This is a genomic window from Neorhizobium sp. 05N33 (genome assembly GCF_056397445.1).
Genome location: NZ_JBFTNK010000002.1, coordinates 139,642 through 162,781 on the forward strand (window position 1 = coordinate 139,642; position 23,140 = coordinate 162,781).

The window sequence follows — 23,140 nt, forward strand, 5'->3', positions numbered from 1 at the left end:
AGGTATGCCGCTGGCGTCTGATTGTTTCGTTGGCGCGAAGATAACAGGCAGCGACGTTTTCGCCAACGGCTTTTTGCCGCCCACGTCATCGCCCTGTCATCAGCCGGCTTTCGAGCTTTTCCGCGCCTAAGACGAGAAAGCCTCCGCAGCATCGATTTTTTTCGAAATCGGTATTTGCAATCCGCCCGCTTTTGTTTATAAGCGCCGCACACCGGCCCGGGCATTCACCGGCGCGCCCTGCTGGGGAATAGTTCAACGGTAGAACGACGGACTCTGACTCCGTTAATCTTGGTTCGAATCCAGGTTCCCCAGCCAAATTTTTTTGCCTTTTCAGTGACTTACGTGAGAAAGTGTTCCCGGTTGGAACGCTTTTCATGTTGCACCTTGTTGCGTGCTAATCCCCTTGATTTCCGGGCATTTCCCGGCACACTCGGCGAGTCCATGCGACATGGATGCAACATGCGAGATCAGGAAACATGGCCGAGACAGAAAGGGAGCACGAAGCGCGGATTAAGTTCGCGGAACGTATCCACGAGCGAGACATCAAGGGTCAGGAAGTCCATAGCAAACAGATCGAGGCTTTCTCGATCGCGGCGATGCGCGCACCGGCGCTCGTCGCTGCTGGAGGCGTAGCTGCTAGTCTTGGCTTCTACAGCGCAAACTATGACCGCCTCAGCGGGAAGCCCGAAGCCCTTCATAGTTTCAACGGATCTCTGACTTGGATTTTCTTCGGCCTGCTTCTCACAATCGTAGCTCCAGGCCTCGCATATTTTAGTCAGCTCGCATATTTGGACTCCCTCGGGGAGCGCAATCACACATATGAGCCTCCGTTTTCTGTGGAAGGCAAAAGGAGTCGGGTCGGTCGGTGGATAGGCGACATTTTCCGGTGGTTTTGTGTTCTGGTGGTCCTCGCGTCGATCGTCACCGTATCCATTGGCGGCATCCAATTCCTCACCCTCGTAAGCACCCTCTGAGCTTGAATGTGGTCCGCCATGACAGACTGTCGCAATATGCAATGGAGAGGTTGGCTTGGATCTTCAGACTATTACTGACTTCCTCATCAGCGCTTTTCCACCCCAGAGAGTCGGCACGGCGGCAACCGCGTTGTTCGGGACACTTGTCGGTGGGTTTACAACTTTCCTCGTGCAAACGCGCCTCAAGAAGCGCGAGCAGACTGCATCCCTGAAAGATCGGCTGCGTGTTTTCGCTATGGTCACCAGTCGCATTATCGCCGACATGGATAATATTCAGGGGCTTGTCGATTTATATCGTCGTGAAAATCCGCCAGAGCACGAGCTGTGGAAGGTCGTCCATACGATCGATGTACCTCCCACCATCAAGCCCGACGTCACGCAGCTCGACGCGCTGATATCGCTGGGATCCGGGCGCTTGGTCACTACCTCTATGCACCTCTATAGTGAATATTCCTTAGTTTTCGGCACACTGGAGCGATACAACGGCCTCAGGAAGGCGTTCATGGAAGCTCGGCGTAAGGCCGGCCCCGACGAGGAGGAAATCGCCATTCTAGGGGCGAACATGATTAGACACCTGGACTTCATAATCGCTACCTCGTTGGCGATCAAAAACGAGGCAATAGCGACGCAACACCTGCTGTTCATTAAATCGGAAAAGCATTTCGGAAACGCGGAATTTCTTCGGCTGTCCGACGACTGATTAAGTGGGGGTGCTATCAAGTGGCCAAGGTGGCGACTTGGAATGATCTGCAACACAGGAGGAAACCTATGCCCAATGACGAATATTATCGCGAAAAGCTTTCTGCCCCTGTTGATTGCCTTGTCGGAGCGTCGGATAAACGCGCTTATTCCGCCGCCGCCTTCGCGCCCTCCTTCTTGCTTTCCCATTCCTGCGGGGTCATCGTCTTGATGTCGAACTGGTCACGGGTCCGTGCATAGGTGTGCCCGCCCATGCGCCCCACCGCGTCCATGAGCTGCTGGTCGATATGCAGGTTCGACGGGTTGACCGCGTCGCTGCGGACATAGACGCCGAGCACCTCCCCTAAAATGATTTCCCGCGCCGGGCCGACCTGCAGGGTCGTGTGGCGGCGGCATTCGAGCGCTGCCGGTGCCGCGAGAATGCGCGGGCTGCGCACCATCTGGCCGGGGACGGTCGCAAGGCCTGCCTCCTCCATCTCGTCGACCTCGGGGCCGAACTTGATCGCGCAGACCTCCATCTGGTCGACCAGCGCGTTATCGCAGATGTGGACCGTGAACTCTCCGGTCTCGCGGATGTTGCGGGCGGTATCTTTGAAGCGCATGTCCGAATAGTTTTCGACGCCGATGGCGACGATGGCCGGATCATGGGTCAGCACATTGAAGAAGCTGAACGGACCCGCATTGGGCTGCCCTTGCCTGCTGACCGTCGTCACCAGGGCGATGGGGCGCGGGATCACGGTGCCGATCAGAAGCTTGTAGCGCTCGCGCTCGTTAAGCTTGGCGAAATCGAAATGAGTATGGTCGGTCATGTGTCAGGCCTCGGCAGCGATACGATGGGTTTCAAGCGGGGTGTGGCGGGAGAGGTTCTCGAACCCGTCTTTGGTGACGACATACATGTCGCCGACATTGCAGCCGGCGGAGAGCGGCTCCAGCCACTGGGTGTGCATCACGAACACCATGCCCTCCTCCATCCGATCATAGTTGTGGGAGGAGATGTTGAAACTGTTCTGGCTCCCGGCCAGGCCGACGGAATGGCCGAGATTGGGATTATGCGGGCCTTCAGTCGCCGGATAGACATGCATCAGCTTGCGGCCCTGGGCCTCCCAGTCGATGTTCTTCACATATTGGCGTGGGATAAGGCGCGCGCTGCCGTCATCCATCGGCGCCCAGTTATAGGGCATGGTGCTGGCTTCCGGGGAGGTCAACATGCCACGCTCAATCATTGGCTCGAAGGCGGCATTGTTGACGTCGCGCATCAGCGCACCCGGACGGATCAGCTTTTCGGCGCGCTTGACGCCCTCAGTGCAGGCGACAAGCACCTCCTCCTGCCGCTTGGTGATCTCGCCGATTGCGATCATGCGGGCGGTCTGGGCCGTATAGCCGCGATAGGTGATGTTGGAGACATAGAGATTGATCAGGTCGCCCGGACGCACGACATGGCCATAGGGTTTGCCGCAATGGGTGCCGAATTCGTTGATGCCGATCTGGTAGCCGTCGCCGGTCTCACCGCCGAAGGCTAGCTGGGCCTGCGTGAAGGCGGCATAGATCTCGTGGTCGGTGACGCCAGGTCTGGCGACGTGATAGGCGGCCTGTGTCGCGATGCTGACCAGTTGGGCGGCAGCCCGGAACATCTCGATCTCGCGCGGTGAACGCACCTTCTGCATCCGGTCGAGAATGGCGTTGTCGGCGATGAACTTGCTCTTCGGCATGAGTTCGTCGAGCGCCGCCCAGAAGGTCAGCGAGGTGCGGTCGCCGATCCGGCCGATCTGGGCCTTTCCGAGCCCGAGGCTGGCCAGCACTTCGGCACATTTCTCGGCAGTCTTGATCACCGAGTCGCCCGGACGGTCGGCGTATTCGCGACCAATCGGGCCGATCTGCCAGATGTCCTCGACCAGCACCGGTTCACCGCCCGGCGGCAGCAGCACGGACTGGGTGAAGAAGGACAGAAGCGTCAGCGGCTTGTCGGTGTCTGTCGGGATGATCAGCACGCCTTCGCGCATCCAGTCGCAGATATAGCGGAGATAGTGGTTCGACGTGTGGAACCAGCCGACACCGCCGGTGTGCACGATCAGCGCGTCATGCCCCGCTTCGACCGCCTGACGGCGAATGCGGCGCAGGCGATCCTCGAATTCCTCGACCGGCAGAGGCAGCGGCGCTGCAAAATCGAAGTCCGGCTGGAAATCGGCGAGCAGCGATCCGACACGATAAGAGCCCGCCTTGGTTGCACGCATGTTCATTGGGTATTCCTTCCAGAATTCTAAAATAGGTCAGGCCTGCTTCTGCGGTGCCAGCACCCGTCTTGCGACAAGCAGCACCACGAGCGTGAGAGCGATCAAAACTCCCGACATCGCGGCAACGCGGACGTCGAGCGACTCTTCGATGAGAGCGAACATTCTGAGCGGCAGCACAGTCGTGCGGGCATCGGCGAGAAAGAGCGAGACGGACACGTTGTCGAGCGACTGGATGAAGACGAGAAACGCACCGGCAAGAATGCCCGGCAACAGGAGCGGCAAGATTACCCGTCGCAGCGTCGTGAACCACCTCGCCCCCATCACCGTCGAAGCCTCCGCCAGCGATGGATTGATGCCCTGGGCAACGACGGATGCGGCTCTGTACATCAGCGGTCCGAAGACGACCACATGGCCGGTCACTGTCAGCCAGAGCGAAGGCTGGAAGCCGACGAAGTTGGCGACGATCAGTGCCGCGAGACCGTAGACCAGGCTCGGCAGGACGAGCGGCGCGAGCAGAAGAGGTTCGATGGAACTCACGGTGCTGCGTTTCATCCGCGCCATGCCGATGGTGGCGGGAACCGCAAAGAGCAGGGACCCTAGAACCGCGAGAGCGGCAATCTTCAACGAGTTTCCGGCCGCAATGTGCTCGGTTCCTGAACGGATCGGGTCGAACAAGGCCTCGTACCAGCGGATCGAGAAGCCCTGCGGCGGGTATTTCAGGCTCTGTCCTGACGTAAACGACATCGTGATCGCGATGATGATCGGGGCGACCAGATAGATCAGGCTGAGGCCACCGAAGCCGAAGACAAATGCCTTATAGAGGAAAGCGGGGATAGGGTTTTCACGCTTGTTATGCATGGCCAACGAGCCTCCTGTGACGGGAAATCATGGTCATTGCGACCAGCAGAATTCCGGTCGAGAGCAGCAAGACGACAGCAATCGCCGATGCCATGGACCAGTCGAACAGCGTGCCGACCTCGCGATAGATCAATTGTGGGACATATACATTGCGGGCGCCGCCGATGACTGCCTGCGTCACGAAGGAACTGCTGGTACTCGCAAAGACCAGGATCCACCCCGCCAGCAGGCCCGGCAGCATCATCGGTAGCAGCACCGTCACGAAGATCCGCCAGGGTCCGGCCCCGGAGACCTGCGCGGCCTCCGTGAATTGGACGGGGGTCCGCGACAGGATCGCGATCAGCGGCAGGATGATAAGGGGCAGATCGATCTGGCACATGGCCAGCACCAGCCCGAGTTCGGTGGACATCAGCGAGAACGGTTGTCCTGCAAGACCGAGAGCCACGAAGGTCTCGCTGATCGGCCCCTGCCGCCCGAGAATGACGATCCAGGCAAAGGTTCGCACCACGTTGCTGGTCAGCATGGGAATCAGCGTCAGAAAGATAATGACCTGACGCGCCGTCTTGCCGCTGTGCCAGTACAGGAGCGCGATCGGAATCCCGAGAAGAGTCGTGCTCGCCACGGTTTGCAGACCGAGTTTTGCGGTATTCATCAGCACGCGATAATTGAACGCATCGCCGAGGAAGCGTCCGTAATTGTTGAGTGTCAGTCCGTCCGGGCCGATGAAACTGAACCCAACGAGAACGGCGAGCGGCGTCGCAAAGAACGCCACCGACAACAGGAGCATCGGGATAACGTATGGGAAGCCGCTCGCCTTCATCATCTCACCTCAACCAGCAACGAGGGCGTCGAACTTGCGTATCCATTCCGCACGGTTCTTGTTGATCGAAGCCCAGTCCGGATAGACCATGTTGGCAAGCTGGTCGCGCTTGACGAAGGCCTCAATGCCCGGCGTGAGGGAGACGTTCTTGTTGGTCGGGAACATCTCCTGCGGCGGCATCTTCAGCTTGTCCTGTGCCGCCTTGGAGATGGCTGCATCCATGTAGGCATAGGCGGCCTCGACGTTTTTCGAACCCTTGGTCAGGTGGATGTTGACCGGGGCTGCGGGAGAGCCGGTTTCCGGCTGGACGAACTCGGCCTTGAGGCCAAGGCTCTTCAGGCGGGCGACATTGCCGGTGGAGCACATGAAGACCGCGATCTCGCCCTGCTGGAAGAGCGTCATCTGGTGGTTGGTGCTGGCGACGACGCCCTGGATCTGCTCCGGATTGTCCTTGAACAGCTTGAAGACGGCATCCATGTCCGTAGTACTGGTCCCGAAGATCTTGGCGATCTCGCTGTAGGCCATGACGCCGGTGTTCGAGCCGAAGCCGGTCCAGGATACCTTACCCTTGTAGGCTGGGTTTTCGAACAGGTCGCGATAGCCTTTAGGGGCAGGCACGAGATCAGGATTGTAGGCGATGCCGTTGACTTCGATTGTCACGGTCGGGCCATACTCGCCCTGGAAGGCCGGGTCGAGCATGCTCCAGTTCTTGAGCTTGCTCGGATCGATCTTCTGGATCAGGTCGTTGTCGATGGCGGTCGCCATCTGGCCGGGCGACATCAGCAGCGTGTCGTAAGGCGGGTTGCCGGGGCTCGCCATCACCTTGGCGAGTTGGTCCTGCGCCAGTGCCGGGGCGACCGTCAGATCGAAACCGGCTTGCCTGACGAGCGGCGTCAGGACCGTGCGGTAGCCATCTTCCCAGTTGCCGGGGAAGGTTGCGGCGACGACGCTGCCGCTGGCGGCGCGGGCGGAAAACGGCATGGTTGCGGCTGCGGCCGCACCGGCAGCGAGCAGGCCAAAATTACGACGAGTCATATTGAAGTTGGTCATGCGATCACCTCTGTTGGTTGTTGATTGACGGCTTTCATTCACTGGCTTCATTCACTGGGAGACTTCCGGTTCGCCCGGAAAGACGTGGGCTCGTGCTGTGTCGATCTCGGCAAAAACCTGCGTCCCGGTTTCGGGAACGAAGGTCGAAGGGCCGCGCACCTCGGACGCACGCAGATTTGTGCCGTCGTCGAGAACGAGGTCGTGGACCAGCGTCGGGCCGAGCGGCACGGATACGGTCACGCGTGCTGCAAGCGAATTTTCGCCTGGCTGGCTTGTCAGCCGAACCTCCTCCGGCCGGAAGGTGACGGTGACCTTCGATCCGGCGGTGAAATTCAGGCGGCGCGGCAACTGGAGGGTTTTGCCACTCGGCAAGCAGATCAGCGTGGCTTCAGTATCCAGACGCGCGACAATTCCGTGGAGAATATTGGCCTGCCCGATGAAGGTGTTGACGAACAGCGTGTTGGGCCGGTCATAGACGGCCATCGGCGTATCGATCTGCTCGACATTACCCTTGCTCATCAGGACAAGACGGTTTGCCAGGCTCTGGGCTTCTTCCTGGTCGTGGGTGACGATCAGCGTTGTGATCCCGAGCGTTTTCTGAAGATGCAGAAGTTCGACCTGCAGGTCGAAGCGAAGCGCCCGGTCCAGTGCGCCGAACGGCTCATCGAGCAGAAGCAGCGAAGGGCGTCCTGCTATGGCGCGGGCAACCGCGACGCGCTGCTGCTGGCCGCCCGACAGTTCGCGTGGAAGCCGATTGCCGTAACCGTCGAGACGAACGAGGGACAACATTTCCTCGACGCGCGCCTTTCGTTCAGTGCGCGGAACCTGCTGGCAGGCGAGTGGATAGGCGATGTTCTCGGCCACGGTCAGATGCGGGAACAGCGCATAATTCTGGAAGACCATGCCGATGCCGCGAGCCCGGGCAGATATGTTGGCGAGGTCGGCCCCACCGAGCACCATTCGGCCAGACTTTGGGTGGATCAAGCCTGCAATAGCCCGGAGCACCGTAGATTTGCCACAGCCGCTTGGCCCTAGGAGTGCGACGATTTCTCCCGCCTTGACCTCAAAGGAGACGTCGCTGACGGCATTCCGTCCGCCATAACTGTGCGTGAGGTCTTTGACACTGAGCTGCTTTCCTTCAACCGAGTTCGCAATATGAGGCATGCAAATTCCCCCATGATCTGCCGCAACGATGGGACGCGAGTAGCGACCGGGAGCTAAGCGGATATGTCGTTGGCTAAAAAATCTGGTCAGGGTCTGGTTCATGCCCATCGAATTGCAAGCACCGTGCCAGTTCCAAACTGTCACCTGAAGAACCGAAGCAAGGTAATGTTTTAAATATGTTATTTCTTGTTAGATTAAATTCGCAAGTTTATTATCACAGATTTTTGCAGCTGAATAAATCAGTACGGCTGCATATAACTTGGCCTCGATAGTTTAGTTCTTGAGCAGAGACCTGGTAGCCGGCGGGGAGAATTCACGCCACTTTTTATCGGAAACGCGCCCCATTGCAGAGATTTTGCCTTCAAAATTAGGAAAATATCCCTACAATTGGAGCTAAATTGGATTCGAGACGGCGTTTTCCCATGACAGCAACGTTGAGCCCGATGAAATTTTATGCACTTAGTTTCGTACCAACTCTCGAATCTATCTTCGAAAGAAGATGTGAATATCGACGAGAGAAATATCTGGCTTCATTCTCAATAACTTAGGAATCAGTCCGTCAACTTGGCACGGCGATTGCTTCAAAATCCCCGAGAATTCAAACACAGCAAAACAACGAAAGGGGATCCCATGAACAGCATCAACGGAATTCTGCGAAGCGGACTTGCCGGCACATTCGCAGCCTTGCTCTCCCTGTCGGCACAGGCAGCCGAAGGTCCGGCAGTCAAGATGGTGCCGGAAGCGGACGTGGTGAAGTTGCCGGGCGTGGCCTTCAACCAAAAACTGGCAGACGGCCTGCCGCCTGCCATCAAGGCGTCGAAGGTCCTCAAGGTCGCAACCGACCTCACCCCGCCGATCAGCTTCCGCGCAGAGGATGGAAAGCTGATCGGCATCGATGCCGATATCGCCGCGGCCCTCGGCGTTGTTCTCGGCATCGACGTGCAGATGACCGACGTTGGTGCCGGGGCCGCGATCGTTCCTGCTATCCTGTCGAAGCGTTTCGACATGACCGTCTCCGGCATCAACGATGATCCGGAACTGGAAAAGCAGGTGGACGTGATCGACTACATGTATGATGCGACCACGATCATGACCATCAAGGACAACCCGCTCGGCATCAAGAGCATGGCGGATCTCTGCGGCAAGAAGGTCGCCGTGCCGGTCGGCACTTTCCAGGGGCGCATGGTGGAGGCCGCGTCTGCCAAGTGCGCCACGCCGATCGAGATCATGTCCATCCCGAAAATGCCCGACGTATTGCAGGCAGTGCGCACCGGCCGCGCCGATGCGACCGTCAACGGTTATGCCACGAGCGTCTACACCACGGCAAACCAGACCGGCAGAGGCGTCGGCCTGCAGGCTCTTCCGGATGTCCGCCTCGCAGTCGGATATCTCGGCATGCTGGTATCGAAAGACAACCCACAGCTTCGCAACACGGTCGTGGCAAGCCTTCAGCATATGGTCGATAGCGGCGCCTATGAGGCCATCATGAAAAAATGGAGCCTTGGCCCGCTCGCCGTGAAGACGGTCAAGGTCAACGACGCCGCCAGCATGCCGGTGGATTGAGCCCATGTCCCTTTTTGCTCAACCCGTCAGCATCGCCATGGCACCTCCCGTCGGCAAGCCGATACGGTGGGGGCAAATCACGACCGGCACCAGCGCGATCCTCGCGCTGGCTCTCCTTGCAATGATCGTCGGCCGTAGCCAGAGCGTTCAATGGAGCGAAATCCCTCGCTTCATGATCGATCCGATGATCCTGGGCGGCGTCGTCCTGACGCTCCAACTGACGGCAGGCGCGATGGTGGCCGGGATTGCCGTCGGCTGCATCGTGGCCATCATGGCCACCAGCCAGAATATCGTGCTGAAAACCATGGCCGTCGGCTTCGTCTGGTGGTTTCGGGGCGTGCCGCTGATCGTCCAGATCTTCTTCTGGTTCAACATCGCACTTTTTATCCCCGAGGTTGGTCTTGGCGCCTATACGATATCGATCAACGATCTGGTCACTCCCGCGGTCGCCGGGTTCCTGGCGCTCGGTCTGCATGAGGCCGCCAATATGAGCGAGATCATTCGCGGCGGCCTGACGGCGGTGGATCGTGGACAGCGTGAAGCGGCATCGTCTCTGGGCTTGAGGCCACTGCAAACCTTGCGGACAGTCGTTCTGCCGCAGGCGGTCCGCCTCGTCGTTCCACCGACCGGCAACCAGGCCATCGGCATGCTGAAGGCCAGTGCCATCGTCTCCGTCATCGGCATGCAGGACCTGCTGACCCAGGCGCAGGCGATCTATGCGCGCAACTTTCTGGTCATCGAACTGCTGTGCGTTGCATCGCTCTGGTATCTCGCGATCACCACAGTCGCCTCGATCGGCCAGCATTTCCTGGAACAGCAACTCGTGCCCAAAGGCCCGTCTGGCGGCTCGCAAAAGGAGACCCGGCAACGGGCCTGACAGGTCGCCTGCATCGTTCAACCCAACCAAGCAAGGATCGCCAGCGCAGCGTATCCGATCAGGAAATCCCAAGGAGCAAACCATGAAACTCGGCATTGATGCACAGAAACTTCCCGAAGCTGTAAAGCGCGGGCCGCTTGCAAGCCTCGACCATGTCAGGGAACTCGGTCTCGGCGGTCTTTTCTTCACCACGGTTCTCGATATGAGCCCGACGCTGGACAAAGTCGAACTGCGCGACATCAGGGCGAAGGCCGATGAACTCGGCCTTTATCTCGAAAGCGGCGTCGGCAAGATCAATCCCTATTGCAGCGCCGAGGCTCCGGAGTTCCGGGCAATCGGCGACGGCGACATCATTCTCGGCTTCTCCCGGATGATCGAGGCAGGCGCTGCCATCGGCTGCCGTGAACTCTGGGTATCGCCCGGCAATTTCAAATCCGAATATCGCGGCAGGTTGGCGAATGACCGGTTCCGGACCGACGTCACCTGGGAAGAGCAGTTGCTCGCCATCGAAAAGGTTCTGCTGAAGCTAGCACCTGTGGCCCGCGCCAATGGCGTTCACCTCAACATGGAGACCCATGACGAGATCACCTCCTTCGAAATTCTTCGGCTGATCGAAAAGGTTGGCGAGGATTGCATGGGCGTGGTCTTCGACACGGCCAACGGTCTGCAGCGCGCCGAACATCCGGTCTTTGCCGCAAAACGCGTCGCACCCCATGTCCGCCAGACCCACATCAAGGACGCCTATGTCGGGCGGGCACCCGGTGGCTTCGATTTCCAGACCCGGCCCGTTGGCGGCGGCATCGTCGATTTCGGTTCGATCCTTCCCATCCTCTCGAAGGCGAACCCAGATCTGAATTTTTCGCTGGAAGTTGCCGCATCCGTCGAAGACAAGCCCCGAAAAGCCAATCCGCGCCAGTGCATCCAGATCGACGATCCGATCTGGCGCGCCGGCCACCCGGATCTCAACGCCGAAGAGCTGGATGCTTATATCGCCATGGTGGACGCCTATGAAAAGCGCGTCACCTCGGGGGAAATTCCGGATTGGGAAGCGTACGAAGCCAGCCAGTACGGCTACCCCACCTATGAGAGGCAGTCCTACGGCTACAAGGAATCTGTGATCTTCATCAAGGACTCGGCTCGCTATGTCGAAAGCATTTGCGCCGAAAACGGCATCTCCCTTTCTTCGCCGGCGACAAAGCGGCAGGCGGCCTGAACGACCGGTCCGTCAGCATCGGCGGCATGCGCTGCCGATGCCCTTTAAAATCATGGGAAAGTCTGGCTTTTTGTCGAGATCGGCATATACGCAGGAATATTCTCATGGAAATAATAATGCTGCCGTAAGGGCATTTGGAGCAGGAAATGAAAAGGACGCGCCGTCAAAGCGCCAAGGCAGTACCGAAAGCGCATAGCGCAGCGGAAACCACTGAGACCAACAACGACGATGTTTCAGAGCGCATCCGGACAACGCTTGGCACCGCAATCGGTGAAGGCGCGCTGAAGCCGGGAACCAAGATTCTGGAGGATGCGATCGCCGAACATTTCGGTGTCAGCAGGACGGTCGTCCGAGGAGCCCTCGGCGTGCTGGAGAGCGACCATCTTCTGGAGCGAAAGAAAAATCGCGGCACCTTCGTCGCAGAACCCGGCATCGAAGAAGCCAGGGCTCTTTTCGAATCACGCCGGAAACTGGAGCACGTCATCCTCGAACTGGTCATGAACCGCGCCGAGGCGGAGCAACTGGATGCTCTCGAAAAGCTGGCGGACGAGGAAGAGCAGATCCATCATCACGGCGACGAGAAATCGAAGACTGTCCTTTCCGGCAAGTTTCACATCGTACTTGCCGAACTCGGCGGCAACGCGGTCATGACCGAAATGCTGTCGAAGATCGTTGCCCGCCTCTCGCTCGTGATGGCCCTCTACGAGGAAGAGAAGCAGGACGACTGCGGCGCCGATCACCATCGTCTGATCGTGACCGCGCTGAAAGCCAAGGACCTAATGAAGGCGCAGCAGTTGATGGACCATCATCTTGCTGACATCGAAGGCCGTGTGCGGCTCACTGAGGGCCAGGGTGACCGGCATACGTTCATGGCTGTGCTGGAGAACTTTTCGTAAACTGGATCGGCGCCCAACGTCTGTCCGAGCGGAAATTATTGCCGCTCGACACGACCTGTTGGCTGATGCCCATAGCCAGGGCACAAAGGTGGCATCCACGGTCGCTCGCGACAGGAAAACAGAGGGAATTTCGCGGCTCTTCAACCGTTTGCCGTAAGATGCAGACCTAAATAATCCTGCCCCCGCCGACGGGTGGGAGGCAGGGCAAATCGTGTCCGGGTTTTACCGGGCAATCAGCACCGGCAGCTTGCTTTTCTCCAGGATCGAAGCGGTCACGCCGCCGAATACCCGCTCCCGCAGGCGGGAATGTCCGTAGGCGCCCATGACGATGAGGTCGGCGTTGATCTCCAGCGCGTGCCGTTCGAGCACGTCTTCCACTGGCCGGCCGCCGCTTGCCAGTTGTTCGACGACGACATTTATCCCGTGTCGGGCGAGATAGGCAGCGACGTCGGCGCCGGGTTCGCCGCCGCTGACCCAGTAGGAGCTGTCCGGATCGACCAGCACGACATGCACCTCCTCGGCCCAGGTCATCATCTCCAGGGCCTCGCGTGCGGCCCGAGCCGCCTCGGTGCGGGAATTCCAGGCGAGCAGAACCCGCCGTGGCTTCAGGGTCGTCCTGAGGTTCTTCGGCGCCAGAAGAAGGGGGCGGCCCGCTTCGAACACGCCACCGTCGACGATTTTCCGGGTGAGAACGCTATCGCTGCGCACGCCGTCTCCGATCACCAGCACATCGGCATAAAGTGCGCGGCGATGAATTTCCTCGCCGACGAAAACACCTTCCGCGTAGGTGACGTCGACATCGAACGACAGACCATTCGTCGTGCAGGCGGCTGCCGCCTGTTTCCGGATGCCGTCGAGCAATCTCAAGTCCTCGTCCCGCTGGTCGAGCCACACCGTGCCGGCCGGAAAATCACCCATGGTTGCCGGAACCGCGAGGCCGATGACCACGACGGAAAGATGCGCTTCGAGTTCGATCGCGATCTCCATGGCACGGGCGAGATCAGCAGTTGGATCCGTATTGCCGATCATCGCGAGCACTGTCTTGAATGACACTGTCTGTCTCCTCTGCATAACGCCTTGATTGGCCTATGGAAGGAAAGCCTAGAACCGGCACCGGCCCGAGCCATGATCTTCGTCAATCGAAAGCGGAATTTCAGATTGCTGCGCACTATCTGAGGATCGGCTAGGATCATAAACCCCGCTTCTGCCTCCACGATGAAAGCACTCGCCATGCCGAAACGCAGCGCAGGTCTTTTGATATTCCGCCACGCTGCCGGAGATCGGCAAGTGTTTCTGGTTCATCCCGGCGGACCGTTCTGGGCACGCAAGGACGAAGGAGCCTGGTCCATTCCCAAGGGCCTTGTCGGTGAAGGAGAAGACGACCTGGCGGCCGCGAAACGAGAGGTTTTCGAGGAGGTAGGAGCGAGAATTGACGGCGACTTCGAATGGCTCGGCGAATACCGCCAGCCGGGCGGCAAGCGGGTGCTCGCCTGGTCGATCGAGGCCGATATCGACGTCGAGAAGATCGTCAGCAACACGTTCCGGATCGAGTGGCCGCCGAAATCGGGGCTGGTGAAGGAGTTTCCGGAAGTCGACCGGGCCGGTTGGTTCAGCCTCGACGAGGCGGAGCGCAAGATATTGAAGGGGCAGCAGCCGATCCTCGTCGATTTCGCGGCACGACGACAGCCATAAAGCAGGAGCCCAAATCCGGCTTTGCATGTCGAAGCGCCGGGCGCCGGCGAAACCCCTCCACGGCTTGACTTAGATCACCGCAAAGCCCGTGATGGACAGATACGAGAACTGCCTGACATCAGCGTTCATGGAGCCTCCCTTTGAACCGTATCGCAAAAGCCGCCATCATTGTCGCAGTCGTAGGTGCCGCCGGTTATTTCGGCTGGCGGTATCAGCTGGACCTTCGGGCCGAGCGAGCCATGCAGGGAATTGCCAGTGGAAACGGCCGCATCGAGGCGGTCGAAATCGATGTCGCGGCGAGAACCGCGGGACGCCTTTCCGATATTCTGGTGAAGGAAGGCAACTTCGTCAAAGCCGGCGCGATCGTCGCCCGCATGGATATCGAACAGCTCGTCGCCCAGAAGCGGGAAGCGGAGGCCCAGCTTGCAAGGGCGAAGATCGCCATCGAAACCGCGAAAAGCCTCGTCGTCCAGCGCCAGGCGGAAAAGGAAGCCGCGGCCGCAACAGTCTCCCAGAACGAGGTCCAGCTGCAATCGGCTCGCAAACGGCTGACCCGCAGCGAGCAGATGAGCCGCAGCGGATCGGTTTCCGAGCAGTTGCTGGACGACGACCGCGCCAGGGTCGAGGGAGGCGTGGCGACCGTCTCGGCGGCCAAAGCCAACCTTGCGGCGACAGACGCGGCGATCGGCGCGGCGCAGTCGCAGGTCGTGGATGCCGAGGCTTCGGTCGAGGCCGTGCAGGCGACTGTCGCGCGGATCGATGCCGATCTGCGCGATTCGGAACTCAAGGCCCCGCGCGACGGACGGGTGCAATATCTCGTGGCGCAGCCGGGCGAAGTGGTCGCCGCCGGCGGCCGCGTGCTCAACATCCTCGATGTCGGCGATGTCTACATGACGTTCTTCCTACCGACCGGGGAAGCCGGGCGCACCCCGATCGGCGGCGAGGCCCGGATCGTTCTCGACGCAGCCCCCCAATATGTCATTCCGGCCCGGATATCCTTCGTGTCCGATGTCGCGCAATTCACGCCGAAGACGGTGGAGACCGAGGAGGAATGACAGAAGCTGATGTTCCGCCTGCGGGCGCGCGTCTCTCCGGAACTGCTCCAGAAATATATCGCGCAGGTCAAGACCGGGCTGCCGGGCCGGACCTATGTGAAGCTCGATCCCGCCGCAGAGTGGCCGGCGGCGCTGTCACGGCCGATCACCCCATGAGCCCGGTGCAGCAGGCGAAGGGCATCCAGGTAGAACCTGCCTATGTGGCGCGGTTGACGGATGTCGGCCATTCCTACGGCAAAACGCGCGCCATCGACGGCATAAGTCTCGACTTGCCATCCGGGCGTATGGTCGGCCTGATCGGCCCGGACGGGGTGGGCAAATCCTCACTCCTGTCGCTGATTTCAGGCGCCCGGCAGATCCAGACCGGTGAGATCGAGGTGCTCGGCGGCGACATGCGCAGCGCCCGTCACCGGGACCGTACCTGCCCGGCCATCGCCTATATGCCGCAGGGGCTCGGCAAAAACCTCTATCCGACGTTATCGGTGTTCGAGAATGCCGATTTCTTTGCCCGCCTGTTCGGCCAGGGCCGCGAGGAGCGGGAATACCGCATCGCTAACCTTCTGAAACGCACCGGCCTTTCGGGCTTCGAGGACCGCCCCGCCGGCAAGCTTTCGGGCGGCATGAAACAGAAGCTCGGCCTTTGCTGCGCCCTCATTCACGATCCGGACCTTTTGATCCTCGACGAGCCGACGACCGGCGTCGATCCGCTGTCGCGCCGGCAGTTCTGGAGCCTCGTCGACGATATCCGGAGGGAGCGGCCGGAGATGAGCGTGATCGTTGCAACCGCCTATATGGAGGAAGCGGCGCGCTTCGACTGGCTGGCGGCCATGGATGCCGGCAAGGTGCTGGCGACCGGCACACCGCGCGAAATCCTTACCCATACCGGCGCCGCCACGCTCGACGATGCCTTCATTACGCTGATGCCGGAGGAGAGGCGCGCCACGCACAAAGCCATTCCGATTCACCCGCCGGCAGATTTCGACGAGGCCGAATTTGCCATCGAGGCGGAAGGCCTCACCATGCGCTTCGGCGATTTCACGGCGGTGGACGACGTCAGCTTCCGCATCCGCCGCGGCGAGATCTTTGGCTTCCTCGGCTCGAACGGCTGCGGCAAGTCCACGACGATGAAGATGCTGACCGGCCTGCTGCCGGCAAGCGAAGGCACGGCGAAGTTGTTCGGCAAGACGGTCGACCCGAAGGACATGGATGTCCGCAGGCGCGTCGGCTACATGAGCCAGGCCTTTTCGCTCTATACGGAACTGACGGTCCGGCAGAACCTCGACCTGCATGCGCGGCTGTTTCAGCTGCCCGTCGATACGATCTCGGCCCGGATCGAGGAAATGGGCCGGCGTTTCGAGCTTGCGGAGGTCATGGACGCACTGCCGGACGGTTTGCCTCTCGGTGTCCGGCAGCGGCTTTCGCTGGCGGTGGCGCTGATCCATTCGCCGGAAGTGCTGATCCTCGACGAACCGACTTCGGGCGTAGACCCGATCGCCCGCGACCAGCTGTGGGCGGCGCTGATCGAGCTCTCCCGCAAAGACCATGTCACCATATTTATCTCCACCCATTTCATGAATGAAGCGGAGCGCTGCGACCGCATCTCGCTGATGCATGCCGGCAAGGTGCTGGTGAGCGATACGCCCGATGCGATCCGCAAAAGCCGCTATGCCACAACGCTGGAGGAAGCGTTCATCGCCTATCTCGAAGATGCGATCGGCGAGACGACTGCCTCATCCGCATCGGCACCCTCGACGGCAGACGACGGGCGCAAGTTCGCCGGAGCACGGCCGCACCGCTCCTTCGACCCGCTTCGCATCTGGAGCTATAGTCTTCGAGAGACCCTGGAGATCCGCCGCGACCCCATTCGGGCCACCCTGGCGCTGATCGGCAGCGTGATCCTGATGTTCGTGATCGGCTACGGCATCAACATGGACGTCAAGGACCTGACATTCGCGGTTCTCGACCGGGACGACACGGTCGCCAGCCGCGACTATATCGCCGACATCGCCGGTTCCCGCTATTTCGTCGAGCAGCCGCCGCTCGGCGATTATGCCGATCTCGACCGGCGCATGCGCGACGGCTCACTGAAGCTGGCGATCGAGATTCCGGCCGGTTTTGCCGAACACGTCGCTCGCGGCCACGATGTCGAGATCGGGGCGTGGATCGACGGCGCCATGCCGCAACGGGCGGAAACCACGCGCGGCTACGTGCAGGGCATGCACGCCCACTGGCTGGCGCAAAAGGCGCGCGAGATCTTCGGCGATGCAGCCAAGGGGCAGTTCTCGATCGAGACCCGCTTCCGCTACAATCCCGGCATCGAAAGCCTGGTGGCGATGGTCCCGGCCGTCATTCCGCTGCTGCTTCTGCTGATCCCGGCGATGCTCGCGGCGCTGTCAGTGGTGCGGGAAAAGGAACTCGGCTCGATCGTCAATTTCTACGTGACGCCGGTGACGCGGCTGGAATTCCTCATCGGCAAGCAGCTTCCCTACCTGGCGCTTGGCATGATGAACGCCGTGCTCCTGTGGCTGTTTGCGATCCTGGTGTTCCAGGTGCCATTCACCGGCAGCTTAGCTGCCTTCACCGCAGCGGCACTTCTCTATGTCGCTTTCGCGACCGCCTTCGGCCTGCTTGTTTCGACCTTCATGTCGAGCCAGATCGCCGCGATCTTCGGGACGACGTTGATGACGATCATACCGGCGGTGCAGTTTGCCGGCATGATCGATCCGGTCTCCTCGCTGCAGGGCATCGGGGCGGTCATCGGCCAGATTTATCCCACGACCTATTTCAACATCATCTCGCGCGGCACCTTCTCGAAGGGCCTCGGCTTCGAAAACCTCTTCGAAGCTTTCCTGCCGCTCATTGTTGCCGGGCCGCTGCTGATTGCGGCGAGCGCCGTCTTTCTCAAGAAACAGGCACGGTGACGGATGCGGCTCGCCAATATCGTCCACCTCGGGATCAAGGAATTGCGCGGGCTGATGCGCGATCCGATATTGCTCGGACTGATCGTCTATTCCTTCACGATCGCCGTTTATACGGAAGCAAAAGCCGTTCCCGAAACATTGAACAATGCGCCGATCGCGATCGTCGACGAGGACAATTCGCCGCTCTCGCGCCAGATCGCCGACTCTTTCCTGCAGCCCTATTTCAAACCGCCGGCGATGATCACGGCGGGCGAGATGGATGCTCGCATGGATGCCGGCACCGACACGTTCGCACTCGATATTCCGCCGAACTTCCAGAGCGACCTGATCGCCGGCAAATCCCCCGTCGTCCAACTCAATGTCGATGCGACCCGCATGACCCAGGCGTTTTCCGGATCCGGCTATGTGCAGAATATCGTCTCGACCGAAGTCGCCGGTTTTGCTGCCGCGGATATCGACGGTCGAACGCCGACCGTGAACCTCGCATTACGCGCCCGGTTCAATCCCGAACTCAACCAGATGTGGTTCGCGTCGGTGATGAACGTCATCAACAACGTCACCATGCTGGCGATCATCCTGACAGGCACCGCCCTCATCCGCGAGCGGGAGCACGGCACGGTCGAGCATCTTCTGGTGATGCCGCTGACGCCGTTCGAAATCATGGCTGCAAAAGTGTGGTCGATGGGGCTGGTGGTGTTCGTCGCCACCCTGCTTTCGCTGATCTTCGTGGTGCAGGGATTGCTGAAGGTTCCGGTCGAGGGATCGATCGTGCTGTTCATGGCGGGGGCGGCGCTCCATCTTCTCGCTGCAACCGCGATGGGGATCGCGCTCGCGACGCTTGCGGGCTCGATGCCGCAGTTCGGCCTGTTGCTGATGCTCGTGCTGCTGCCGCTGCAGATCCTCTCAGGCGCGACCACGCCCCGCGAGAGCATGCCGGAAGTGATCCAGACGATCATGCTCGCCGCGCCGAACACACATTTCATCCTGCTCGCCCAGGCGATCCTTTACCGCGGCGCCGGGTTCTCGGTGGTCTGGCCGCAATTTGCGTGGCTGTTCGTCATCGCAACGGTGTTGTTTGCCTTCTCGCTGCGCGGCTTCCGCAGGTCGTTGCGATAAGGCCTACCTGAACATGCCGGTGCTTATTCCTGCTTCTGCCGGCGAAGAAACGGGAGTAGAATTACGGGGTCGATCAATGAGGAAGCTCTAAAATGGGAAAAGAGAGGCCTTCACCCGGAACGTCCGCCAAAGATATCGCCAAGGAGCAGGACGATTACCTGGAAGAGTCGCTCGAAGAGACTTTTCCGGCAAGCGATCCCATCGCACCGGGCCATCCCCGAAAGCCGGAGAAACAGCCGGTTGCTCCCAAGCGCAAGTAAAAACGGGCCGAAGTGCTCCTCGGCCCGCATAATGTGATGCTTAGTTCTTGCCGCCGGCCTTGCGGCCTTTGTCGGCCTTGCCCTTTGCGGAAGAGGTCTTGGCGTCGTAGCCCTGGCCGTGGTTGGTGCCGCCGAGATGGCCGCCGCCGCTGGTATTGACGACCTGGCGCTGGGCCCGCTTTATCTGCTGTTCTGCATCTGTCTTTTTCATGGAAATTCTTTCGTTATTCGAAGAGAAAGGCCGAGCGGGGCTAGCCACCCGACTCGCTTCAACGGTCCGTGCCGGTACATCCGTGGTCAAAGACCGGAGTCGGTTTTGGCTTTAGGCGATCTGCAGGTTTTCAGCTGCATTCTTGCCGGTGCGGTTGTCCCGCACGACATCGAAGCTCACCTTCTGACCTTCAGCCAGATAGGTCATTCCCGAACGTTCGACGGCCGAGATGTGGACGAACACGTCCGTCGATCCGTCGGCGGGCTGGATAAAGCCGAAACCCTTGGAGGTGTTAAAAAATTTTACGATTCCGTTGCTCATGAAGATGATCCTTCCGATCGAACACAGGTCGCCGTCCGGCAAAATGCCAGCGACAAAAGAGATCGATTTTGAAAGGAAAGATCAGCTCGAACGCAAAAGGCGTGAAAACGAAGCTCGACAACCAATTTCGATGGTAACCCCTATCGGTCAACTATGTCTTGAGCAAGGCATTTCTCGCAACCCCGCACATTGCCTTTGGCGCAAGTCCGGCGCATGATGACGACTTCAGCAGCTATATAAAGGGCGCTGCTGCTTCAGGATTTTCACGCCCTGGCCCCAATGAAAGGAGGACGTCATGTCTTCCGAATTCTCTCAGACCACCTCCCGCAACCTGGTCCGCGTCAGCGGCCCCGGATACCGGGAAAATATCGAACTTCACCAATTCAGTGAGCGTACGCAGCCAAGCGGAATGCTTGTCGGCGGTCGGGCAGACACGACGGGAGCAGCCATGATGCTTGCCCGTTTTGGCGATCATCCCGAAAAGAGCTTTGGGGCCGCAATATCGGCTTCTTTGAGCAAACACAGAGATACCGTAACACCGCAGCTTTGATAGTTCGGCTGGCAAAGGCAGGATTTCGCAGATCCGTCATTTCACGCTTTGCATGCCTGTCTGCCGAACAACGGTTTCATTCTCCACTATCCATCGCCGCCCAAGGAGGACAAAATGGCTAAAGGCCAGGTACGAAGTAACCGCGAAACTCGCAAACCGAAAAAAGACAAGACTGCAGCCGTGACGGCCGCGCCCGCAGGCGCACAGGTCAAGCTCGCCGGCAGCGGTCTCACCTTGGGCAAAAAGCCGAAATAATGTTTCGGGCAGGAGGCGCCGTACCACGGCGCCTCCGACGCCGGCCCCCTTCGAAATTCGCAGGCTCAAGCAGGCGACAGGGATGATTGCCATCCGGTCGCTGCTGGATCGTTTGCGTTTCGCTTTCTCGGGAAATGTGTTCTTCAACCATTCGCCCCCATCGGGCGCGGAGATGTGATCCTATTTCCAATCCCTGCGTCGGCGGGAAGCGTTGCCGGCTAGCGCAATCCGGGAGGCTTCTTCGAAACGCGGGTGGCGCGGATGCCACCAAGCCAAATCTCCGAACCCGTCAGCGGCGGTCCCTGGATCGGCATACCCCGGAAGATGGCATGCAGGCTCGATGCGTCGGGGCAGCTTTCTGCGGATTGTTCAGCCTGCGGCTGGTTGTTCGTCAGCATTTTCTCGAAATAAAGCTGGAAATTCGGATGCGAGGATCGTGAGGACATCGTGCCCCTCCTTGGTCGTCGGGGCTAGGGCTCGCATCGGGTCCCTCAGGCGGCTGCGCCCTTGCCAGTTGCAGCCGACCAGCCACGATGGGCCTCATTCCCGCCCATGGCAAGCACCGCCTATCCGTTTTGAGACAAGACTTGAAACTGACGCATTATTTCGCCATATATGATTCACGTTTTCAGCCTTTTCGGCTACCTGATCCTCCCGGCTCCGCCGGTTGCTTGGCGACACCCTTGATTTTGCGAACGTCGAACTCCGCCCCGTCGGCTGGAGAATTCTTGCGTTGGCCGTTGTCGCGTCCCGCAGTCTATCCTTTAAGGTTACATCAATGATCGATACCGTCCGTAATGCCGCCCAGAATCTGTTTCGCAAACCCGATGCAGAAGAAGGCTCCAATGCAGCCAAGCTGCAGGAATTTCGCCAGAGACAGGCGCTGAGAAGCCGGGAACTCAAGCTCGCGCAAAAGCAGGAGCGCCTCCAGAGGCGCGCGTCGCAATTGCAGCCGGCCTGACACGGATTGTTCCGACGAAGTTATTCGTTCGGATCATCCCCTCGCACATCTCCTCGACCACAAGGACACCAGCATGGCCGCCTTCAACTACAATGCCGGCGCGGGCCTCTACCCGTGCAAGAACTGGAAGAGAACGAGCAGGCTTGGCTACAAGAGGTTCGAAACCGTGGCCGAGGCCTTGCGTTTTGCAATCGAGGTCATGCCTGCATCCCTGTTGCGCGGGTCGATCCTCGAGGTCGAAGAAGCCCGGTTCGACAGCACGCAGATACAGAAGCTCTACGACGCCGGTGAATATCCGCTGCAGCGTCGAGACCAGTGAGGTAACCCCTCTCGGGGTTCCTATGCAGCGTTCGGGATTATCGTAATTTACCGGGTGCGGCGGGTTTTTCCTATCGCCTTGGCATGGCGGCTGTTATAGCGGTGATCAAGCAGGGTTCGATGAAAGCCCCCGCGCCAGCGCGTGCCGACCTTACTGCTCTTGGGGTGAATTGGATGACGATATTTTCCGTCCGGCATGTCACCTCCTATCGGTATACGAGGCCGGTGGAGTTCGGCGAACACAGGCTGATGTTCAGGCCGCGGGATAGTTTCGACCAGACTTTACTGAGTTCCCAGCTCAACGTTTATCCAAAGCCGGATTATGTCCGATGGATCCACGATGTCTTCGGCAATTGCGTCGCGCTGGTCGGGATATCGAAGGCGTCTTCCGAACTACGGTTCGAAACCAATATCCGCCTCGACCACACGCCGCAGGTGGCGATGGATTTCCAGATCGACGAAGAGGCACTCACCTATCCGTTCGTATACGATCCGGAAGAAGCCTTCGATCTGGAGAGGACGATCCAGCGCCACTATCCCGATCCCGAGGACCGGGTTGGCAAATGGGCACGGCAATTCGTCAGGGTCGGCCATGCCACCGAAACCGGCCATCTGCTGATGACCATGTGCTTCGCGCTCCACGAGGGCTTCATCTACGCCAGGCGCTCCGAACACGGGACGCAACCGCCGCTCGAAACCCTGCAGCTGCGCCGCGGCACCTGCCGCGATTTCGCACTGCTGATGATGGAAGCGGCGCGGTCGCTCGGCTTGGCGGCGCGTTTCGTGACCGGCTATATCTACGTGCCCGACCGCGACGGCTCGATAACGCTCGGCGGCGGATCGACCCACGCCTGGTGTCAGGTCTATCTTCCCGGCGCCGGGTGGGTGGAATTCGATCCCACCAACGGTATCGTCGGCAATCGCGACCTGATACGCGTGGGTGTCGCTCGCGATCCGCGACAGGCGATCCCGCTATCGGGAAGTTACGATGGCGACGATACCGATTTCGACAGCATGTCCGTGCAGGTTAACGTGACGACCGATGACCAAAGCGTGAAACTCCACGGGTAACCGGAACACCCGGATTATTCGAGCGTTGCCGCTGAACTGCCATTTCGGCCAGAGTTTCTCCATA

At 59.7% G+C, this 23,140-nt stretch carries 25 protein-coding genes, 1 tRNA gene and 1 pseudogene; 17 read left to right on the forward strand and 10 right to left on the reverse strand.

Annotation, left to right across the window (positions count from 1 at the left end; translation table 11 throughout):
* Window positions 1-241 precede the first annotated feature (241 nt).
* The 3 genes from AC1DLT_RS04945 (at window position 242) to AC1DLT_RS04955 (ending at window position 1,674) form a co-directional block, all read left to right on the forward strand.
* Window positions 242-315: transfer RNA gene (locus tag AC1DLT_RS04945), tRNA-Gln, on the forward strand.
* A 161-nt stretch (window positions 316-476) separates the two neighbouring features.
* Window positions 477-974 (forward strand): hypothetical protein, encoded by a 498-nt coding sequence (locus AC1DLT_RS04950; protein ID WP_477486070.1) that lies wholly within the window; start codon window positions 477-479, stop codon window positions 972-974.
* 55 nt (window positions 975-1,029) lie between these two features.
* Entirely contained in the window at window positions 1,030-1,674 is a 645-nt protein-coding gene (locus AC1DLT_RS04955) for a hypothetical protein (RefSeq protein WP_477486071.1), read from the forward strand.
* A gap of 145 nt (window positions 1,675-1,819) precedes the next feature.
* Here the strand turns inward: AC1DLT_RS04955 and AC1DLT_RS04960 are convergent, their stop codons facing one another.
* Genes AC1DLT_RS04960 through AC1DLT_RS04985 form a run of 6 tightly spaced genes read right to left on the reverse strand, consistent with a single transcriptional unit; the run spans window position 1,820 to window position 7,796 of the window.
* Window positions 1,820-2,482, reverse strand: a complete 663-nt coding sequence (locus tag AC1DLT_RS04960) for a flavin reductase family protein (protein WP_477483786.1) — start codon at window positions 2,480-2,482, stop codon at window positions 1,820-1,822.
* 3 nt (window positions 2,483-2,485) lie between these two features.
* Window positions 2,486-3,910 (reverse strand): M24 family metallopeptidase, encoded by a 1,425-nt coding sequence (locus AC1DLT_RS04965; RefSeq protein ID WP_477486072.1) that lies wholly within the window; start codon window positions 3,908-3,910, stop codon window positions 2,486-2,488.
* 30 nt (window positions 3,911-3,940) lie between these two features.
* Window positions 3,941-4,762, reverse strand: coding sequence for an ABC transporter permease (locus tag AC1DLT_RS04970; RefSeq protein ID WP_038540075.1), 822 nt, complete (start codon window positions 4,760-4,762; stop codon window positions 3,941-3,943).
* Window positions 4,755-5,582 (reverse strand): ABC transporter permease, encoded by an 828-nt coding sequence (locus AC1DLT_RS04975; RefSeq protein WP_038548749.1) that lies wholly within the window; start codon window positions 5,580-5,582, stop codon window positions 4,755-4,757. The genes AC1DLT_RS04970 and AC1DLT_RS04975 overlap by 8 nt, the downstream gene beginning before the upstream one ends.
* Before the next feature lie 9 nt (window positions 5,583-5,591).
* Window positions 5,592-6,632 carry an extracellular solute-binding protein gene (locus AC1DLT_RS04980; RefSeq protein ID WP_477486073.1) on the reverse strand — a complete coding sequence of 347 codons (1,041 nt, stop codon included), beginning with the start codon at window positions 6,630-6,632 and terminating at the stop codon, window positions 5,592-5,594.
* Between the two features lie 51 nt (window positions 6,633-6,683).
* Window positions 6,684-7,796 carry an ABC transporter ATP-binding protein gene (locus tag AC1DLT_RS04985; RefSeq protein WP_477486074.1) on the reverse strand — a complete coding sequence of 371 codons (1,113 nt, stop codon included), beginning with the start codon at window positions 7,794-7,796 and terminating at the stop codon, window positions 6,684-6,686.
* A 630-nt stretch (window positions 7,797-8,426) separates the two neighbouring features.
* On the opposite strand from AC1DLT_RS04985, the gene AC1DLT_RS04990 reads away from it, so the two are divergent.
* The 4 genes from AC1DLT_RS04990 to AC1DLT_RS05005 all read left to right on the forward strand — a co-directional run bounded on the left by AC1DLT_RS04990 (window position 8,427) and on the right by AC1DLT_RS05005 (window position 12,345).
* A complete protein-coding gene (locus AC1DLT_RS04990) occupies window positions 8,427-9,359 on the forward strand; it encodes an ABC transporter substrate-binding protein (RefSeq protein ID WP_477486075.1) in 933 nt (310 codons plus the stop codon).
* A gap of 4 nt (window positions 9,360-9,363) precedes the next feature.
* Window positions 9,364-10,236, forward strand: coding sequence for an amino acid ABC transporter permease (locus tag AC1DLT_RS04995; protein ID WP_477486076.1), 873 nt, complete (start codon window positions 9,364-9,366; stop codon window positions 10,234-10,236).
* An 82-nt stretch (window positions 10,237-10,318) separates the two neighbouring features.
* Window positions 10,319-11,449 carry a sugar phosphate isomerase/epimerase family protein gene (locus AC1DLT_RS05000; RefSeq protein WP_477483781.1) on the forward strand — a complete coding sequence of 377 codons (1,131 nt, stop codon included), beginning with the start codon at window positions 10,319-10,321 and terminating at the stop codon, window positions 11,447-11,449.
* Between the two features lie 146 nt (window positions 11,450-11,595).
* Window positions 11,596-12,345 (forward strand): GntR family transcriptional regulator, encoded by a 750-nt coding sequence (locus AC1DLT_RS05005; protein ID WP_038540060.1) that lies wholly within the window; start codon window positions 11,596-11,598, stop codon window positions 12,343-12,345.
* Between the two features lie 222 nt (window positions 12,346-12,567).
* Here AC1DLT_RS05005 and AC1DLT_RS05010 read toward each other — a convergent pair whose 3' ends face one another.
* Window positions 12,568-13,398, reverse strand: a complete 831-nt coding sequence (locus AC1DLT_RS05010; RefSeq protein WP_477486077.1) for a universal stress protein — start codon at window positions 13,396-13,398, stop codon at window positions 12,568-12,570.
* A 177-nt stretch (window positions 13,399-13,575) separates the two neighbouring features.
* On the opposite strand from AC1DLT_RS05010, the gene AC1DLT_RS05015 reads away from it, so the two are divergent.
* The 5 genes and pseudogenes from AC1DLT_RS05015 (at window position 13,576) to AC1DLT_RS05035 (ending at window position 19,389) form a co-directional block, all read left to right on the forward strand.
* A complete protein-coding gene (locus AC1DLT_RS05015) occupies window positions 13,576-14,037 on the forward strand; it encodes an NUDIX hydrolase (protein WP_477486078.1) in 462 nt (153 codons plus the stop codon).
* Window positions 14,038-14,177: 140 nt separating this feature from the next.
* A pseudogene (locus tag AC1DLT_RS05020) lies at window positions 14,178-15,248 on the forward strand (HlyD family secretion protein).
* Window positions 15,245-18,013, forward strand: a complete 2,769-nt coding sequence (rbbA, locus tag AC1DLT_RS05025) for a ribosome-associated ATPase/putative transporter RbbA (protein WP_477486079.1) — start codon at window positions 15,245-15,247, stop codon at window positions 18,011-18,013. Before AC1DLT_RS05020 ends, rbbA begins: the two are co-directional and overlap by 4 nt.
* A 3-nt stretch (window positions 18,014-18,016) precedes the next feature.
* Window positions 18,017-19,129, forward strand: a complete 1,113-nt coding sequence (locus AC1DLT_RS05030; RefSeq protein ID WP_247136224.1) for an ABC transporter permease — start codon at window positions 18,017-18,019, stop codon at window positions 19,127-19,129.
* Between the two features lie 92 nt (window positions 19,130-19,221).
* Entirely contained in the window at window positions 19,222-19,389 is a 168-nt protein-coding gene (locus AC1DLT_RS05035; RefSeq protein ID WP_167551669.1) for a hypothetical protein, read from the forward strand.
* Between the two features lie 40 nt (window positions 19,390-19,429).
* Here AC1DLT_RS05035 and AC1DLT_RS05040 read toward each other — a convergent pair whose 3' ends face one another.
* Both AC1DLT_RS05040 and AC1DLT_RS05045 read right to left on the reverse strand, forming a co-directional pair.
* Window positions 19,430-19,600: a hypothetical protein gene (locus tag AC1DLT_RS05040; RefSeq protein ID WP_167551668.1), complete on the reverse strand. Its 171-nt coding sequence runs from the start codon at window positions 19,598-19,600 to the stop codon at window positions 19,430-19,432.
* A gap of 111 nt (window positions 19,601-19,711) precedes the next feature.
* A complete protein-coding gene (locus AC1DLT_RS05045; protein ID WP_038592822.1) occupies window positions 19,712-19,921 on the reverse strand; it encodes a cold-shock protein in 210 nt (69 codons plus the stop codon).
* Between the two features lie 295 nt (window positions 19,922-20,216).
* Here AC1DLT_RS05045 and AC1DLT_RS05050 point away from each other — a divergent pair, with 295 nt between their 5' ends.
* Together AC1DLT_RS05050 and AC1DLT_RS05055 are read left to right on the forward strand one after the other, a co-directional pair.
* Window positions 20,217-20,471: a hypothetical protein gene (locus tag AC1DLT_RS05050; RefSeq protein ID WP_038540046.1), complete on the forward strand. Its 255-nt coding sequence runs from the start codon at window positions 20,217-20,219 to the stop codon at window positions 20,469-20,471.
* A 114-nt stretch (window positions 20,472-20,585) separates the two neighbouring features.
* On the forward strand, window positions 20,586-20,726 hold the full coding sequence (locus AC1DLT_RS05055; protein ID WP_167551667.1) for a hypothetical protein: 141 nt from the start codon (window positions 20,586-20,588) through the stop codon (window positions 20,724-20,726).
* Between the two features lie 218 nt (window positions 20,727-20,944).
* Here the strand turns inward: AC1DLT_RS05055 and AC1DLT_RS05060 are convergent, their stop codons facing one another.
* On the reverse strand, window positions 20,945-21,172 hold the full coding sequence (locus AC1DLT_RS05060) for a hypothetical protein (protein WP_247037980.1): 228 nt from the start codon (window positions 21,170-21,172) through the stop codon (window positions 20,945-20,947).
* 332 nt (window positions 21,173-21,504) lie between these two features.
* Here AC1DLT_RS05060 and AC1DLT_RS05065 point away from each other — a divergent pair, with 332 nt between their 5' ends.
* From AC1DLT_RS05065 to AC1DLT_RS05075, 3 genes are all read left to right on the forward strand, one after another.
* The gene (locus AC1DLT_RS05065; RefSeq protein ID WP_038540037.1) at window positions 21,505-21,687 is read left to right on the forward strand and encodes a hypothetical protein; all 183 of its coding nucleotides are present in this window, start codon (window positions 21,505-21,507) and stop codon (window positions 21,685-21,687) included.
* A 73-nt stretch (window positions 21,688-21,760) separates the two neighbouring features.
* A complete protein-coding gene (locus tag AC1DLT_RS05070) occupies window positions 21,761-22,006 on the forward strand; it encodes a hypothetical protein (RefSeq protein WP_038540034.1) in 246 nt (81 codons plus the stop codon).
* Between the two features lie 173 nt (window positions 22,007-22,179).
* Window positions 22,180-23,076: a transglutaminase family protein gene (locus AC1DLT_RS05075; protein WP_038540031.1), complete on the forward strand. Its 897-nt coding sequence runs from the start codon at window positions 22,180-22,182 to the stop codon at window positions 23,074-23,076.
* The last annotated feature ends 64 nt before the right edge of the window (window positions 23,077-23,140 follow it).

Excerpts from the sequence above, each read along its gene's own strand:
- AC1DLT_RS05060 (WP_247037980.1), bottom strand. The coding sequence starts at position 21,172 with ATGTCCTCACGATCCTCGCATCCGAATTTCCAGCTTTATTTCGAGAAA.
- AC1DLT_RS05075 (WP_038540031.1), top strand. The coding sequence starts at position 22,180 with ATGACGATATTTTCCGTCCGGCATGTCACCTCCTATCGGTATACGAGG.
- AC1DLT_RS05015 (WP_477486078.1), top strand. The coding sequence starts at position 13,576 with ATGCCGAAACGCAGCGCAGGTCTTTTGATATTCCGCCACGCTGCCGGA.
- AC1DLT_RS04950 (WP_477486070.1), top strand. The coding sequence starts at position 477 with ATGGCCGAGACAGAAAGGGAGCACGAAGCGCGGATTAAGTTCGCGGAA.
- AC1DLT_RS05055 (WP_167551667.1), top strand. The coding sequence starts at position 20,586 with ATGGCTAAAGGCCAGGTACGAAGTAACCGCGAAACTCGCAAACCGAAA.
- AC1DLT_RS05070 (WP_038540034.1), top strand. The coding sequence starts at position 21,761 with ATGGCCGCCTTCAACTACAATGCCGGCGCGGGCCTCTACCCGTGCAAG.
- AC1DLT_RS04965 (WP_477486072.1), bottom strand. The coding sequence starts at position 3,910 with ATGAACATGCGTGCAACCAAGGCGGGCTCTTATCGTGTCGGATCGCTG.
- AC1DLT_RS04960 (WP_477483786.1), bottom strand. The coding sequence starts at position 2,482 with ATGACCGACCATACTCATTTCGATTTCGCCAAGCTTAACGAGCGCGAG.
- AC1DLT_RS05045 (WP_038592822.1), bottom strand. The coding sequence starts at position 19,921 with ATGAGCAACGGAATCGTAAAATTTTTTAACACCTCCAAGGGTTTCGGC.
- AC1DLT_RS04970 (WP_038540075.1), bottom strand. The coding sequence starts at position 4,762 with ATGCATAACAAGCGTGAAAACCCTATCCCCGCTTTCCTCTATAAGGCA.
- rbbA (WP_477486079.1), top strand. The coding sequence starts at position 15,245 with ATGAGCCCGGTGCAGCAGGCGAAGGGCATCCAGGTAGAACCTGCCTAT.
- AC1DLT_RS04995 (WP_477486076.1), top strand. The coding sequence starts at position 9,364 with ATGTCCCTTTTTGCTCAACCCGTCAGCATCGCCATGGCACCTCCCGTC.
- AC1DLT_RS05000 (WP_477483781.1), top strand. The coding sequence starts at position 10,319 with ATGAAACTCGGCATTGATGCACAGAAACTTCCCGAAGCTGTAAAGCGC.
- AC1DLT_RS05065 (WP_038540037.1), top strand. The coding sequence starts at position 21,505 with ATGATCGATACCGTCCGTAATGCCGCCCAGAATCTGTTTCGCAAACCC.
- AC1DLT_RS04990 (WP_477486075.1), top strand. The coding sequence starts at position 8,427 with ATGAACAGCATCAACGGAATTCTGCGAAGCGGACTTGCCGGCACATTC.
- AC1DLT_RS05005 (WP_038540060.1), top strand. The coding sequence starts at position 11,596 with ATGAAAAGGACGCGCCGTCAAAGCGCCAAGGCAGTACCGAAAGCGCAT.
- AC1DLT_RS04985 (WP_477486074.1), bottom strand. The coding sequence starts at position 7,796 with ATGCCTCATATTGCGAACTCGGTTGAAGGAAAGCAGCTCAGTGTCAAA.
- AC1DLT_RS05040 (WP_167551668.1), bottom strand. The coding sequence starts at position 19,600 with ATGAAAAAGACAGATGCAGAACAGCAGATAAAGCGGGCCCAGCGCCAG.
- AC1DLT_RS05035 (WP_167551669.1), top strand. The coding sequence starts at position 19,222 with ATGGGAAAAGAGAGGCCTTCACCCGGAACGTCCGCCAAAGATATCGCC.
- AC1DLT_RS05050 (WP_038540046.1), top strand. The coding sequence starts at position 20,217 with ATGTCTTCCGAATTCTCTCAGACCACCTCCCGCAACCTGGTCCGCGTC.
- AC1DLT_RS05030 (WP_247136224.1), top strand. The coding sequence starts at position 18,017 with ATGCGGCTCGCCAATATCGTCCACCTCGGGATCAAGGAATTGCGCGGG.
- AC1DLT_RS04975 (WP_038548749.1), bottom strand. The coding sequence starts at position 5,582 with ATGAAGGCGAGCGGCTTCCCATACGTTATCCCGATGCTCCTGTTGTCG.
- AC1DLT_RS04980 (WP_477486073.1), bottom strand. The coding sequence starts at position 6,632 with ATGACCAACTTCAATATGACTCGTCGTAATTTTGGCCTGCTCGCTGCC.